Raw genomic sequence first — 13624 nt, 5'->3', positions numbered from 1 at the left:
CCTTGCTGGGTGCGTTCGCTGAGTACGGGGTGGTCCGCGCAGTCGTTGCTGTCAGTGCGCGCGACGGCTCAGTGGAACTGGGCGGTCTCGGTGGAGCCGGCGAGGGCGAGGGTGCTGCTGCTCGGGTTCAGCGCGGTGGAGACCCGATCGAAGTACCCCGTGCCCACCTCGGCCTGGTGGCGGTGGGCGGTGAAGCCGGAGGCCGCGGAGGCGAACTCCGCCTCCTGCAGCTCGACGAAGGCGGACATCTGGCTCGTCTCGTATCCGCTGGCCAGCTCGAACATCGCGTGGTTGAGCGAATGGAAGCCGGCCAGGGTGATGAACTGGAAGGCGTACCCCATGGCGGCCAGCTCCCGCTGAAAGCGGGCGATCTGGGCGTCGTCGAGGTGACGCTTCCAGTTGAAGCTCGGCGAGCAGTTGTAGGCGAGCTTCTGGTTCGGGAAGTCGCGGTGGATGCGCTCGGCGAAGGTGCGGGCCAGCTCGAGATCCGGCTCCGCGGATTCGACCCACAGCAGATCCGCGTACTCCGCGTAGGCCAGGCCGCGGGCGATCACCGCATCGATGCCCGGCCGCACCTCGTAGAAGCCCTCCGCGGTGCGCTCCCCGGTGAGGAACTCCCGGTCACGCTCATCGACGTCGCTGGTCAGCAGGGTCGCCGCGAGGGCGTCGGTGCGCGCGATGATCACCGTGGGGGTCCCTGCGACGTCGGCCGCGAGCCGGGCCGCCCCGAGGGTGCGCACGTGCTGCGAGGTGGGGACCAGGACCTTGCCGCCCATGTGACCGCACTTCTTCTCGCTGGCCAGCTGGTCCTCCCAGTGCACGCCGGCGGCTCCCGCCTCGATCATCGAGAGCATGAGCTCGTAGGCGTTCAGCGGACCGCCGAAGCCCGCCTCGGCATCCGCGACGACCGGCGCCGTCCAGTCCCGGCTCGTGGTTCCGGTCTCCGCATGCTCGATCTGGGCCGCGCGCAGCAGGGCGTTGTTGATCCGGCGCACGACGGCGGGGACGGAGTTGACCGGGTAGAGGGACTGGTCCGGGTACGTCTTGCCGGAGAGGTTCGCATCGGCCGCGACCTGCCAGCCGGAGAGGTAGATGGCCTTCAGCCCGGCCCTCACCTGCTGCACGGCCTGGTTCCCGGTGAGGGCGCCCAGGGCGCGCACCCAGCTGCCGGGGTCCTCCGTGTTCTGCTGGACGAGATCCCACAGCGACTCCGCGCCGCGGCGGGCCAGGGTGTGCTCCTCGCGGACCGGGCCGGCGAGGGCCATGACATCCTCCGCGGTGTGATCGCGGCGCACATCGCGCCACCGGGGGTCGAGATCCCACTCGGCGGCGAGCTCGGCGGCGGTGATGCGCTGGTCACCGGTTCGGCGGGTGAACTGCTCCATGGTGGACTCCTCTGCTGCTCCACGTCCGACCGAAGGGGTCGAGCGATCCCGACGAACTTCGTCGGGTCCTCACACTCTGGAGGCGCGATTCCCCGATCCGAAGGGGTACGGACGAAGAACTTCGACCATATTTCTGACGCTGAGAACTTCCGGCGTGGCATCCTGTCCGCCATGGCACACGACGACGTGGATCCCGACGACTCCTCCGACCGCCTCACCATCGGCCGCCGCATCCGCGCCCGGCGGCTCGAGCGGGGCCTGTCCCTGCGCGAGCTCGCCGAGGCGCTCGAGCGGGCCCCCTCGCAGCTCTCCGTCATCGAGAACGGACGGCGCGAGCTGCGGCTCGGGGAGCTGCGGCGCATCGCGCGCGTGCTCGGGGTCGAGGTGGAGGACCTGCTGCGGCAGGAGGCCCCCTCCCGTCGGGCCGCCCTGGAGATCTCGCTCGAGAAGGCGCAGGCCGGCGCGCTGTACCAGGGGCTGGACCTGCCGGACCTCCCCGTGCGCCGCTCGCTGAGCGATGCCGCGATCGAGACGATCCTGCGCCTGCACGACGAGCTCGAGCACCTGCATCGCGAGCGCGCCGCGACCCCCGAGGAGGCACGACGCGTGAACGGGCAGCTGCGCGAGGAGCAGTCGCGCTCGGGCAACTACTACCCCGAGCTCGAGGCGACCGCGCGGGACCTGCTGGCGCGGATCGACCATCGCGGCGGCCCGCTCTCGCACCGCAAGGTCTCGCTGCTGGCTGCGGAGCTGGGCTTCAGCCTGCACTCGGTGGGCGACCTGCCGCACTCCACCCGCAGCATCACCGATGCCGAGAACATGCGCATCTACCTGCCCCTCGAGCGCAGCGCCACCGACCCGCGCACCACGGTGCTGCAGGCGATCGCCGCCCATGTGCTCGGCGAGGAGGAGCCTGCCGACTACGGCGAACTGCTGCGACAACGCGTCGAGGTCAACTACCTGGCCAGCGCCATGCTGCTGCCGGAGGCGGGGGCCGTGGACTTCCTGCGCTCCGCGAAGGCCCAGCGCGAGCTGTCCGTGGAGGACCTGCGCGATGAGTTCTCCGTGAGCTACGAGATCGCGGCCCACCGCTTCACGAACCTCGTCACCCGCCATCTCGAGCTGCCCGTGCACTTCCTGAAGACCCACTTCAGCGGCGCGATCGTCAAGGCCTACCAGAACGACGCGGTGCGCTTCCCGACGGATGCGCTGGGCGCGGTGGAGGGGCAGCTGGTGTGCCGCTGGTGGAGCGCGCGCCAGGTCTTCCAGAGCGAGGACCGCATGAGCCCGTACTGCCAGTACACCGACAAGCCCGGCGGCACCTACTGGTGCACCTCCCACATCGAGCCCGGCCCCGGCGGCGAGTTCTCCATCTCGGTGGGCACCCGCTTCGAGCACACCCGCTGGTTCCGGGGCCGCGAGACCACCCGTCGGTTCGCGTCCTCGTGCCCCGACCAGGAGTGCTGCCGCGAGCCCGAGCCGGCTGCCGAGGATCGTTGGCAGGGCAGCGTGTGGCCGGTGGCGCGCCTGCACGCCTCCCTGCTCGCCGCGATGCCCTCGGGCACCTTCACGGGGGTGGACCGGGTCGCGATGCTCGAGTTCCTGGACCGGCACTCTCCGCAGCCGGATCCGCGGGGAGCCCCGTCCCAGCCCTGAGCCGACGTCGTGCTCGGGACGTCGAGGTCAGCGCGTCAGCTGCGGGGCGATCTCCCGGGCCCAGGCGGCGACGGCCGAGAGGTCGCGGAAATCGCCGGTCGGTGTGCGCAGGGACTTCAGGAGCATCCGCTCGTGCACGGGGATCCTCTCCATCAGCACCCAGCCCGGGAAGTTCTTCACCGCGACGGGGCGGAGCGGCAGGCTCCCCAGAAAGGCGTCGGTCGCCTTCTGCTTGCCGCCCTTGGCGGGATCGGAGGCGGACCCGGAGCAGGAGAACACCGCCAGCGGCCGGGAGACGAGGACGTCCAGATGGGTCTTCGCCCAGTTCACAGCTGTCTTCTCGAAGGATTCGGCACGCACGGCGGAGCCGAGCACCACGGCGTCGTGACCAGCGGGGTCCGGGCCCTCCTGGAGATCGGCGAGCTCGACCGCGACGCCGCGCTCCTCCAGCGTGGCGGCGAGGGTCTCCGCGAGGGTGCGGGTGGCTCCGGAGTGGGTCGCATAGGCGACGAGGACGCTCATGGTGGACATCCTCGCAGGCCCCGGGACATCCGTCCCGACACGGCGCTCATCGGGATCCGATCCGTTCACCATTTTTTCGTCGGGCGCTCATAAAGTGCAGGTCAGAGCCAGATCACGATCCAGTGATCATTACCGTCGGGCAACTGGATCGGCGCTCCGCACAGGCGGACACTGGCGATACGGCCGATGCCGCCGTGGCACCGACCGGGCCACGAAAGAGGTTGCCATGAAACGCGTGCTCTCCGTGCTCGCCAGTCTTGTGCTCTTCGTCGGTCTGGGACTGACCACACCGCTCGCAGCCGAAGCCGCGCCGTACTGCGGCATCGCCTGGGGGTCCCTTCCCGCATCACGGGCCGGAACGTCCTCGGCCCACCTCGATGATCTGCGCACGGGCCGGCATGACTGCTACGACCGGCTCGTCATCGACCTCGACCACTCCGTCACCGGATACTCGGTGGCCTACGTGAACGCGGTCCACCGCCCGGGCTCCGGCTCCACCGTGCACCTCGCCGGCAGTGCCGACCTGGAGATCGTCGTCAACGCCCCGGCGTACGACAACAGCGGCCGGCCCACCTACGACCCCGCCTCCGCGAACACCGCCGTCGACGTCGACGGCTACCGCACCTTCGAGCAGGTCGCCCTCGCCGGCAGCTTCGAAGGATCGACCACCATCGGTATGGGCGTGCGCGCCCGGCTCCCGATGCGGGCCTTCGTGCTCGACGGACCGGGGAACGGCTCCCGGATCGTCGTGGACGTCGCCCATCGCTGGTGACGCGACGACGCGTCCCGAGACCAGCCATCACGCCACCGGCGACGCCCCACGGGGTGCCGCCGGTGCTCGCTGTGGCGACCGGGGATCAGGGGGCCGACGCGATCTCCTGCTCGGGAGCGTCGGCCACCGCCGCGCGCCGCGGGTCCAGGAGACCGGCCACGAAGACGGCCAGCAGGACCACGGCGCAGATGACCGCGGCGACCACCCCGCCCACCAGCAGCGGGAAATTCGCCAGGGAGATCGCGAGCACGACGAGGAGCCCCAGCCCGCCGAGGCCGGCCAGCGCGAGGACCGTCCCCGGGGCTCGTGCCGCCCGGTGCGTGATCCCGAAGCGCACCACGGCGAGGGAGGTCAGCGCCATCATCACGATGACGCCCACGGCGCCGAGGCCGGAATACCAGGTGTAGATCTCCACCACCGGGTCGAGCTGGGCGAGGGCCGAGACCAGCACGATCAGGGCGGTCACGATGCTCACCCACAGGGACGCGCGCGAGGGCGCCCGGTGGCGGGAGTGCGCCGCGCCGAGGGACGTGGGCAGCACGCCGCGCCGGCCGAGCGTGAACAGGTACCGGGTGACGATGTTGTGGAAGCCGAGCATGCACGCGAACATGCTGGTCACGACGAGAACCTGGACGAGATCGGCCATGATCGGCGCGATCACCTCGCCGGTCAGCTCCACGATGATGCTGTCGGGGTTCGCGGTCGCCGCCTCGACCGCGGTGCTCGCGCCGAGGCCCGAGATGACCAGCCACGCCGAGACCGTGTAGAGCACCCCGATGAGCACCACCGCGAGGTAGGTGGCGCGCGGGATGGTGCGCAGCGGGTCCTTGGCCTCGTGGCGGAACACTGCGGTGGCTTCGAAGCCGAAGAACCCCAGGAACGCGAACAGCAGGCTCAAGCCCGGGGCCCCCGAGAGCGCCTCGGCAGGGCTGAACGGGGTGGCGCTCAGCTCCCGACCGGACAGCAGCACCCCGAGGTCGATGGCGAGCACGGCGAGCATCTCGAGCACCAGCACCACGCCGAGGACCTTCGCGGAGAGATCGATCTTGCGGTAGCCGAGGAAGGCGACGACCGCGACCATGACAGCGGAGATCAGCCACCAGGGAACCTCGATCCCCGTTCCCAGAGCGAGCAGGTTGCCGGCCTGGACACCGAGGTAGCAGGTCATGGAGACGGTGAGCAGCACATAGGAGAGCAGGGCGATCGCCGCGGTGCCGAGTCCGGCCCGGCGACCGAGGCCCCGATCGACGTAGGCGTAGAAGGCGCCCGCGTCGGGGACGTGCGGGGTCATCCAGGTGTAGCCCACCGAGAACAGCAGCAGGATCACGGTGGCTGCGAGGATCATCAGCGGGGCGCCGACGGACCCGCCTGAGAGCAGGATGATCGGGAAGTTCGCGACCACCACGGTGATGGGTGCTGCCGCGGCGACGACCATGAGCACGATGCCCGTCACCCCGAGATTGCGTGTCAGATCCGTGTCCACGGCTGTCCTCTCCTGCGTCGGCGGCGCTTCGCGTCGACAGCTCTGCCTCCGCGGCGCGAACGGCCGCTGCCTGCGTGCCCGTCCGCTGACGGGCACAACCACGGGACCCTACGGAAGAACAGGCCGTCCGCGTCGGCGCGTCCACCAGATCGATGCAGGTCAAGTACCCGAACTCGCGCCTATCGCAGCCATGGGCCGCTCGTCGATGTGGGCGCTGAGGTGGGAGCGGCCGGGCCGGCAGGCAGCCTGCCGGTGCGAATCCGCGTGACGTACGCCGAACGGCCGGCCCCCGCGGAGGGGACCGGCCGTTCACACAGCGATGCTGTGGACCAGTTGCTGCAGGTCAGACGCTGCAGATCATGCGCAGCGATGCACTGCTGCTGCTCTGATCACTGCTTCAGATCAGGCGCTGGGGATGACCAGGCCGGAACCCGTCGCGCGCACCGTCTCGAACCGCTTCTGGACATCAGCCCAGTTCACGATGTTCCAGATCGCCTTCACGTAATCAGCCTTCACGTTCTGGTAATCCAGGTAGAAGGCGTGCTCCCACATATCCAGCTGGAACAGCGGGATCGTCGCGACCGGCACACCGTTCTGCTGATCGTAGAACTGCTCGATCACGAGGTTCCCACCGAGCGGCTCGTACGCCAGCACGGCCCAGCCCGAGCCCTGGATGCCCAGCGCCGCGGCCGTGAAGTGCGCACGGAAGCCGTCGAAGGACCCAAAGAACTCATCGATCGCCTGCGCGAGCTCACCGGTGGGCTTGTCGCCACCCTCGGGCGAGAGGTTCTTCCAGAAGATCGAGTGGTTCGTGTGACCACCGAGGTTGAACGCCAGATCCTTCGAGAACTGGTTCACCGTGGCGAAATCACCGGACTCACGAGCCGCCGCCAGCTTCTCCAGCGCCGTGTTCGCGCCCTTGACATAGGTCGCATGGTGCTTGGAGTGGTGCAGCTCCATGATCCTGCCGGAGATCGAAGGATCCAGCGCGCCGTAGTCGTAGTCGAGATCGGGAAGCGTGTAGTCCGCCATGATCAGTCCTTTCGTCGAGATGATGGCTCGACCTTAAGACCTCAAGCGCACTTGAGGGCAATCCTGTCCGTCATAGTTCGTCCCCGGCGGAATCCCCGTTGTCGTGGATGCCCTCCAGGCGTCGTGGTCCGGCGCCGGTCGAGGCCAGAGCGTCGTCGGGGTTCAGCAGCGCGCAGGCCTTCAACGAGAGGCACCCGCAGCCGATGCAGCCGGTGAGCTCGTTCTCGAGCCGCTCGATGCTGCGCCGGCGCTCCTCGAGCTGCAGCTTCCACCGCCGGGAGGCCCGTTGCCAGTCGGCGTGGGACGGCGTGCTGTCCATGGGCACATCACCGAAGGCATCGTGCACATCCGACAGCGGCATCCCCAGGCGCTTGGCCACCGAGATGAGGGAGACCCGCCGCAGCATGTGGCGGGCGTAGCGGCGCTGGTTCCCGGTGGTGCGCACCGAGGTGATGAGGTCGAGATCCTCGTAATAGCGCAGGGCGGACTGTGCCACTCCGGTGCGTCGGCTCATCTCCCCGATCGTCAGCAGCTCATCAGGTTCGTGCAGCGCGTTCATACTCGCTCTCCCTGCTTGACTTCAAGTCCACTTGAGATCTTACGGTTCTCTCAGACCGACTGGGAAGGACCAGCCACCGTGACCTATGTGATTGCTCTGCCCTGCGTGGACGTGAAGGATCGCGCCTGCGTGGACGAGTGCCCCGTGGACTGCATCTATGAGGGCAATCGGATGCTGTACATCCAACCCGACGAATGCGTGGACTGCGGTGCCTGTGAACCGGTGTGCCCGGTCGAGGCGATCTTCTACGAGGACGACACCCCGGATCAGTGGGCCGACTACTACTCGGCCAACGTCGACTTCTTCGACGACCTCGGGGCGCCGGGCGGCGCGGCGAAGATGGGCGTGATCGACAAGGATCACCCGCTCGTCGAGGCCCTGCCCACCCAGCCGAACCCGCTCGCCTGACACGCATGTCAGGTTCCCCGATTCCGCAGTCGCAGCGCCATACACTGCGGTCATGTCGATATCTGACACACATGTGAGGGCCCGGACCGCCGGGCAGACAGATCTTCTCGGCCTGCCTCACCGGCCCGGCCCGCCGGACCTGCTCAGCATCGGCGGGCTCGCCGAGCTGACGCGCGTGAGCCCCCGATCCCTGCGCTACTACGAGGAGCAGGGTCTCCTCGTCGCGCGCCGCACCGAGGCCGGCCACCGGCGCTACGAGTCGGAGGCCGTGGACCGCGTGCTCCTGGTCCAGCGCCTGTTCGCCGCCGGACTGTCCAGCGCGGACATCCGGCCCGTCCTGCCCGGCATGATCGATGACGCGCAGTGCACCGAGGGCCTCGTGGCCGAGCTGCGCGAGCACCGGGACCGGCTGCAGCAGGAGGTCGAGCGTCAGATCGACACGATCGACATCCTGGACGAGGTCATCGAGGAGCACCTCGCGCATGGCGGCTGAGCGACCGCCGGGTCGCAGGCGGTACACCGCCGGGGACTACTCCCTGACCTTCGGCCTCGCCGCCGCAGCCTGCGTCGCGATCCCCGGGATCGGGGACCTCATCTCTGCCCCCGTCGCTCTGGCCGCCGTCGTCTTCGGCCTGATCGGGATATGGCGCTGGGACGACGGCCTCGCGCCGAAGGTGCTGCCTGCCGCAGCGGGTGCCTCCCTCGGTGCGCTCGCGCTCTTCGCAGTGGTCCTGATGCTCATCGTCACCGCGGAGGCCTGACGTGCCAGACTTCGTCCATGAGCGACGCCATCTCGTGGAGAACCCTTCAGCCCGGCCAGCGTGCCCGGATCCGTGTGTGGGACCGAGCGAGCGGGGAGCTGCGCACGGTCCATGAATCCGCGCAGCGGCTCTACGAGGCACCGAACTGGCTGGCCGACGGCCGCCTCCTGATCAACGGGGACGGGAAGCTCTGGTTCCTCGCGGCCGACGGCTCCTCCGAGCCCGAGCTCTTCGATGTCCCGGGCCTGCCGCCGGTGAACAACGATCACGTGCTGCTGCGCGACGGCACCGGCGTGTTCGCCTCGGCGAACGACCACCACATCTGGCACGTCCCCTTCGACGGCTCCGAGATCACCCGGGTGACCAGCGAGGACGGGCCCCTGCACTTCCTGCACGGGGTGAGCCCGGACGGCACGGAGCTGGCGTATGTGCGCGTCGTGCCGCAGGGACAGGACCCCTGGACCGCGGCCGCCCTCCATCTGATCGGCGCCGACGGCACGGGGGACCGGGCGCTGACCACCGATGCCGGCCCGGCCGACGGGCCCGCCTGGAGCCCCGACGGGCAGTGGATCCTCTTCAACACCGAGCAGTTCTCGACCGTGCCGGGCCACGCCCAGCTCGCCCGGATCCGACCCGACGGCGGCGAGCTGGAGCAGCTGACCTCCGACGAGCGCGTGAACTGGTTCCCGCACGTCGCCCCGACCGGGGACGTCGTGGCCTACGTGAGCTTCGAGCCGGGCACGATCGGCCACCCGGAGAACCGCAGCGTCGAGCTGCGGCTCGTGGAGTGGGAGGCCTGGGACCGGCCGACGACGTTCGTCGCGCTGCACGGCGGCCAGGGCACCATGAACGTGCCCAGCTGGGCACCGGACGGCTCGGCCTTCGCCTTCGTCGACTACCCGATCGAGGAGCTCGACGCGGAGTAGGCCCGCAGGAAGGCCGTCGTACCGGACTCGATCACCCGCGCGAGGAACCGGTCGTCGAGCGGCTCCGCTCCGGCCGTGAACATAGTCCGGTTGCTCGGGATCCACAGGAGCATGCCCGCGAAGTGCTGCGCCGCGAGGTCGGGCTCCGGCACGTCCAGAAGTCGCCGTGAGTCCAGGACCTGCAGGCATGCGCTGACGGAGTCGAGCACGCGCACGAAGCCCCGTTCCCAGTAGAGGGTCCCGAGGTGCGGAAAGCGCGTGGCCTCCGCGATGACCAGACGCCGCAGCTGCTGCACCGACGGTGCCATGATCGAGCGTGCGAACTGCTCAGCGAGCAGGGCGATCCCGTCGGCCGCGTCCGCGACCTCGCCCATCCGTCCGATCAAGGGGTCGAACGGGTCATCGATGCGTTCGGCGGCATCCGCGATGAGGGCGCTGAACACTCCCTCCTTGTCCCCGAACTCCTTGTACAGCGTCGCCTTCGAGATCGACGCCGCTGCCGCCAGCTGGTCCGTCGAGGTGCCGACGTATCCGTTCGCGACGAAGACCGCGAGAGCCGCGTCGAGGATGCGGCGTCGTCTCGGCGGGCTGTCCGTCAGATCCATCCTGTCGCCTCCTCATCTCCGGGTCGGTGCAGGTCCCATGCCCTGGGGTTCGCTCGAGCAATGGAAATCCCTTGACCCCTGGGGTACTGAACAGTACTGTATCGCCATCGGGTACTGATTAGTACCGTCCTTCCATGAGGGGATGCCGATCATGTCGTTCCAGGCCTACCTCGACGCCGTCGAGACCAAGAGCGGGCTCACCCCGCGCCAGCTGCTCGAGATCGCCCAGGAGCGGGGATACGACGACCCCTCCGTGAAGGCCGGCGTGATCCTCGACTGGCTGAAGACCGACTACGACCTGGGGCGAGGCCACGGCATGGCGATGGTGCACGTGATCAAGAAGGGCCCGGCGATCGATGCGAAGCACGTCGGCTCCACCGGTTCCCATCGCGACGCCTCCGACACGCTCTGGCTCGATGGAGCGGCCACGAGACCTGCCTGAGGCGCAGCACCGCCGGATTCCGACGGGCGGATACGCTCCTCACGTCTTCCCACGCGGCGCGGAGCGGGCAAGAATGGGCGGACCCTTTCGAAGGAGGCCTCACATGGCCAAGTACGTGATGATCAAGCACTACCGCGGCGCGCCGGCCGGGGTGAACGACGTCCCGATGGATCAGTGGTCGAAGAGCGACGTCGCGCACCACATGCAGTACATGGAGGACTTCGCGGACCGGCTGCGGGACAGCGGCGAGTTCGTCGACTCCCTGGCACTCTCCTCCGAGGGGACGTTCGTGCGCTACGACGGCGAGGGCCGTGCTCCGCTCACCGACTCGGCCGCCCTCGACGCGAAGGACCTGGTCGCGGGCTGGATGATCATCGACGTCGCGAGCCGGGAACGCGCCGAGGAGCTCGCCGCCGAGCTCTCCGCGGAGCCCGGGAAGGACGGGAAGCCGATCCACGAGTGGCTCGAGCTGCGGCCCGCCCTCGGCTGAACGACGTTCCGGTCGAGGAGCCCTGCGTCCCGCCGGAGGGCGGGAACGGGCGCAGACGCGCGACGCGACCTTATGGCATCCTGTCGGCCCACCGACCAGGAGGCCACCCATGGCACAGCCCGCTGTCCCCGAACCCGTCGCGTCCTTCATCGACGCGGTCAACCGGCACGATGACCAGGCATTCCTCGACGCCTTCGGCACCGACGGCTCCGTCGACGACTGGGGGCGCGTGTTCCCCGACCGCGAGGCCATCAAGGCCTGGAGCGACAAGGAGTTCCTCGGGGCCGACGGCGTCCTGACGCCCGAGGAGGTCACCGTCGACGGAGACCGGGTGACCGTCATCGGGGACTGGCGCAGCACCCACGCGAACGGACGCAGCTCCTTCGCGTTCGACGTCGACGGCGAGCGCATCGCCCGGATGACGATCCGCGAGGGCTGACCCATTCCCCGAGGATCCACGTCTCGAGCACCCACGACGTGAGGAGCAGTGGCCTGCGGCCCCGCGGTGTCGGCGCGCTGGTCAGGCCGCGGGCTCCCCGAGCTCGCCGTCGAGCCGGCGCAGCAGGGACAGCAGCTCGGCCGGGGTTGCGATCGTGTGGTCGGGGACCTCGTCCGGTGTCGTCGGCTGCTTCGGATAGCGATCGGTCCAGGCTATGTGGATGCTCGTGATCCCCATCCGGTTCGCGCCGGCGATGTCCCGAGCCAGGTTGTTGCCGACCATCACGCAGCGCGCGGCGTCGGCCGGCTCGAGATCCAGGGCCCCCATGGCCGCCTTGAACATGCGGGGGCTGGGTTTCTCGTGCCGGATCGCATCGGAGCAGGTCAGCGTCTCGAACAGGTCGAAAAGCCCATGCTGGGTCAGCAGGTTCTCGAAGGAGACGTAGCGACCGTCGGCGACCAGGGCGAGGCGGAATCCGGCGGCGACGAGATTCCGGACCATGCGATCGGCCCCCGGGATCACGTCGGCGGAGAGGACCACGCCCGTGTCGTCGTGGACCTGGGTGCCTTCGTCGATGAGGGTGTCGCCGCAGTCCAGCAGCACGATCAGGGATCTCGGGGTCATGCGCTCAGCCTAGTCACCGTCGGAGCCGACCGACGATCGTATCGACGATGACGAAGGCAGCCAGGCTCACGCCCATCAGCGGCAGCATGAGGCCGATACCCGCGGCGGCGAGCAGCACCAGGGCCGCGCCCCACCACGGGGCCCGACGCAGCGCGCCGCGACGGGGCGGCTTCCCGAATCCGCTCCCGCCCTTGGTGGGCCGGCGCTGCCACCACATCAGGTATCCCCAGATGATCATCGCGACCACGGCCGAGGCGATCACGAACAGGACGATCTGGTTGACCAGCCCGAACATCGATCCCATGTGCAGGTCGATGCCCCAGCGGGTGAGTTTGGCGGCGAGGTCCGCCTCGGCGAAGTCGGTGCGGTCCACGACCTCCAGGGTGCTGCCGTCGATCGCGATCGCGTCCACCTTCGTGGGATAGCTGCGCTGGATCTCCTCGACCACCCAGGCGGAGCCGGCGTCGGCCGGAGGGCGGATCTCCACGAGTCCCGTGTCGATGTTCGCGGAGCGACCAGCAGCGAGCACACGGTCGATCTGGCCGAGATCGGCCCTGGGCGCGGCAGCGGCTTCGCCGGGACCGGCTGACTCAGCTGCACCTGCCACAGGTGCCTCGTGATGCGACTCGTGCTCGGCGTGCTCCCCGGAATCCTTGCCCGTCATCCCCTCCATGCTGTCCATGTCGCCCGTGTCCGACGTACCCTCCGCACCGGCGGTCGTCTCCTGCGGCAGCTCGGTGCTGACGGCGGCGGTGGTGAAGCCGAAGGCCTCGCGGATGGTGCCGATGTTCCCTCCCCCGTACTGGGACCAGGTGATCCCGGTGGCCGAGAGGAACAGGGCGCCGAGCAGCACCCACGCCCCGGCCGAGGAGTGCAGGGAGAGCGTGCGTCGATAGCCACGTGCCCGGAGATCCGGGAGGAGCAGGTCCCGCGCCCGTCGGCCGCGTCGAGCCCGTCGGGCCCGCCGGATCCAGAGCCCGAGCCCCGCGAGCGCGATCACCCCGAGCCAGGAGGCGGAGAGCTCGCTGTAGAGCCGGCCCACCTCTCCCAGATGCAGGTTGCGGTGCAGCTGGTCGACCCAGGTGCGCAGCGGCAGGGAGCCGCTGGTGCCGTAGACGGTGAGGTCGCCGCGGATCTCCGCGGTCGCCGGATCCAGCATGATCACCCGCGACTCGCCCTCGCCGAGGGATCCGTCGGCATACATGACGCGGGTGGTGTCCCCGACCTCCGGGGCCGGGCGGACCGCCGTGACGACCGCACCCTCACTCTCGCCCTCGCCCTCGCCGACATAGGCCTGCGCCGCGGCGACCTGCTCGGCGAGCGGGAGCGGCGGGCCCTCGGACGGTGCCGTGAGCTCCTGGGCGTAGACCTGCTGCTCGAGCTGCGGGGTCAGGGCGTAGAGGGCCCCGCTGGCCGCGGAGATCAGGATGAAGGGGGCGACGAGGATCGCGGCGTAGAAGTGCAGCCTGAGGAGCAGAGGGCCGAACCAACGGTCACGCGGGGCAGCCGGAGTGGCCATG

Annotated in this window: 17 protein-coding genes; 9 read left to right on the top strand and 8 right to left on the bottom strand. The window is 69.4% G+C overall.

Features of this window, described 5'->3' with window-relative positions:
- Positions 1 to 68 precede the first annotated feature (68 nt).
- Positions 69 to 1385 carry an isocitrate lyase gene (gene aceA, locus ABD093_RS03570; RefSeq protein ID WP_343922494.1) on the bottom strand — a complete coding sequence of 439 codons (1317 nt, stop codon included), beginning with the start codon at positions 1383 to 1385 and terminating at the stop codon, positions 69 to 71.
- Between the two features lie 171 nt (positions 1386 to 1556).
- Here aceA and ABD093_RS03565 point away from each other — a divergent pair, with 171 nt between their 5' ends.
- A complete protein-coding gene (locus ABD093_RS03565; protein WP_343922492.1) occupies positions 1557 to 3041 on the top strand; it encodes a helix-turn-helix domain-containing protein in 1485 nt (494 codons plus the stop codon).
- Positions 3042 to 3068: 27 nt separating this feature from the next.
- Here ABD093_RS03565 and ABD093_RS03560 read toward each other — a convergent pair whose 3' ends face one another.
- Positions 3069 to 3563: a flavodoxin domain-containing protein gene (locus ABD093_RS03560; RefSeq protein ID WP_343922490.1), complete on the bottom strand. Its 495-nt coding sequence runs from the start codon at positions 3561 to 3563 to the stop codon at positions 3069 to 3071.
- Between the two features lie 226 nt (positions 3564 to 3789).
- Between ABD093_RS03560 and ABD093_RS03555 the strand changes: the two genes are divergently transcribed.
- Complete coding sequence (locus ABD093_RS03555) at positions 3790 to 4335, top strand: AMIN-like domain-containing (lipo)protein (RefSeq protein ID WP_343922488.1); 546 nt, start codon at positions 3790 to 3792, stop codon at positions 4333 to 4335.
- 85 nt (positions 4336 to 4420) lie between these two features.
- Here the strand turns inward: ABD093_RS03555 and ABD093_RS03550 are convergent, their stop codons facing one another.
- The 3 genes from ABD093_RS03550 to soxR all read right to left on the bottom strand — a co-directional run bounded on the left by ABD093_RS03550 (position 4421) and on the right by soxR (position 7409).
- Positions 4421 to 5818: an APC family permease gene (locus ABD093_RS03550; protein ID WP_343922486.1), complete on the bottom strand. Its 1398-nt coding sequence runs from the start codon at positions 5816 to 5818 to the stop codon at positions 4421 to 4423.
- 402 nt (positions 5819 to 6220) lie between these two features.
- The gene (locus tag ABD093_RS03545; protein WP_343922484.1) at positions 6221 to 6850 is read right to left on the bottom strand and encodes a superoxide dismutase; all 630 of its coding nucleotides are present in this window, start codon (positions 6848 to 6850) and stop codon (positions 6221 to 6223) included.
- A gap of 70 nt (positions 6851 to 6920) precedes the next feature.
- A complete protein-coding gene (soxR, locus tag ABD093_RS03540; RefSeq protein ID WP_343922482.1) occupies positions 6921 to 7409 on the bottom strand; it encodes a redox-sensitive transcriptional activator SoxR in 489 nt (162 codons plus the stop codon).
- A 78-nt stretch (positions 7410 to 7487) separates the two neighbouring features.
- On the opposite strand from soxR, the gene fdxA reads away from it, so the two are divergent.
- The 4 genes from fdxA to ABD093_RS03520 are packed head-to-tail and all read left to right on the top strand — an operon-like array spanning position 7488 to position 9504.
- A complete protein-coding gene (gene fdxA / locus ABD093_RS03535; RefSeq protein ID WP_343922480.1) occupies positions 7488 to 7817 on the top strand; it encodes a ferredoxin in 330 nt (109 codons plus the stop codon).
- 52 nt (positions 7818 to 7869) lie between these two features.
- Positions 7870 to 8310 (top strand): MerR family transcriptional regulator, encoded by a 441-nt coding sequence (locus ABD093_RS03530; protein WP_343922478.1) that lies wholly within the window; start codon positions 7870 to 7872, stop codon positions 8308 to 8310.
- The gene (locus tag ABD093_RS03525) at positions 8300 to 8578 is read left to right on the top strand and encodes a hypothetical protein (protein WP_343922476.1); all 279 of its coding nucleotides are present in this window, start codon (positions 8300 to 8302) and stop codon (positions 8576 to 8578) included. The genes ABD093_RS03530 and ABD093_RS03525 overlap by 11 nt, the downstream gene beginning before the upstream one ends.
- A 17-nt stretch (positions 8579 to 8595) precedes the next feature.
- Positions 8596 to 9504, top strand: coding sequence for a TolB family protein (locus ABD093_RS03520; RefSeq protein ID WP_343922475.1), 909 nt, complete (start codon positions 8596 to 8598; stop codon positions 9502 to 9504).
- Here ABD093_RS03520 and ABD093_RS03515 read toward each other — a convergent pair.
- On the bottom strand, positions 9474 to 10109 hold the full coding sequence (locus ABD093_RS03515; protein ID WP_343922473.1) for a TetR/AcrR family transcriptional regulator: 636 nt from the start codon (positions 10107 to 10109) through the stop codon (positions 9474 to 9476). The genes ABD093_RS03520 and ABD093_RS03515 overlap by 31 nt on opposite strands.
- 151 nt (positions 10110 to 10260) lie before the next feature.
- Here ABD093_RS03515 and ABD093_RS03510 point away from each other — a divergent pair, with 151 nt between their 5' ends.
- From ABD093_RS03510 to ABD093_RS03500, 3 genes are all read left to right on the top strand, one after another.
- Positions 10261 to 10551: a DUF4287 domain-containing protein gene (locus ABD093_RS03510; protein ID WP_343922600.1), complete on the top strand. Its 291-nt coding sequence runs from the start codon at positions 10261 to 10263 to the stop codon at positions 10549 to 10551.
- A gap of 103 nt (positions 10552 to 10654) precedes the next feature.
- Positions 10655 to 11041, top strand: coding sequence for a YciI family protein (locus tag ABD093_RS03505; RefSeq protein WP_343922472.1), 387 nt, complete (start codon positions 10655 to 10657; stop codon positions 11039 to 11041).
- Positions 11042 to 11150: 109 nt separating this feature from the next.
- Entirely contained in the window at positions 11151 to 11480 is a 330-nt protein-coding gene (locus tag ABD093_RS03500) for a nuclear transport factor 2 family protein (protein ID WP_343922470.1), read from the top strand.
- 81 nt (positions 11481 to 11561) lie between these two features.
- On the opposite strand, the gene ABD093_RS03495 is transcribed toward ABD093_RS03500, so the two are convergent.
- Together ABD093_RS03495 and ABD093_RS03490 are read right to left on the bottom strand one after the other, a co-directional pair.
- The gene (locus ABD093_RS03495) at positions 11562 to 12104 is read right to left on the bottom strand and encodes an HAD family hydrolase (protein ID WP_343922468.1); all 543 of its coding nucleotides are present in this window, start codon (positions 12102 to 12104) and stop codon (positions 11562 to 11564) included.
- A 13-nt stretch (positions 12105 to 12117) separates the two neighbouring features.
- The gene (locus tag ABD093_RS03490) at positions 12118 to 13623 is read right to left on the bottom strand and encodes a PepSY-associated TM helix domain-containing protein (RefSeq protein WP_343922466.1); all 1506 of its coding nucleotides are present in this window, start codon (positions 13621 to 13623) and stop codon (positions 12118 to 12120) included.
- Position 13624 lies beyond the last annotated feature (1 nt).

It is taken from the genome of Brachybacterium tyrofermentans (assembly GCF_039526165.1).
Classification (GTDB): Bacteria; Actinomycetota; Actinomycetes; order Actinomycetales; family Dermabacteraceae; genus Brachybacterium; species Brachybacterium tyrofermentans.
This window is presented reverse-complemented; position numbering and strand designations above follow the sequence as displayed.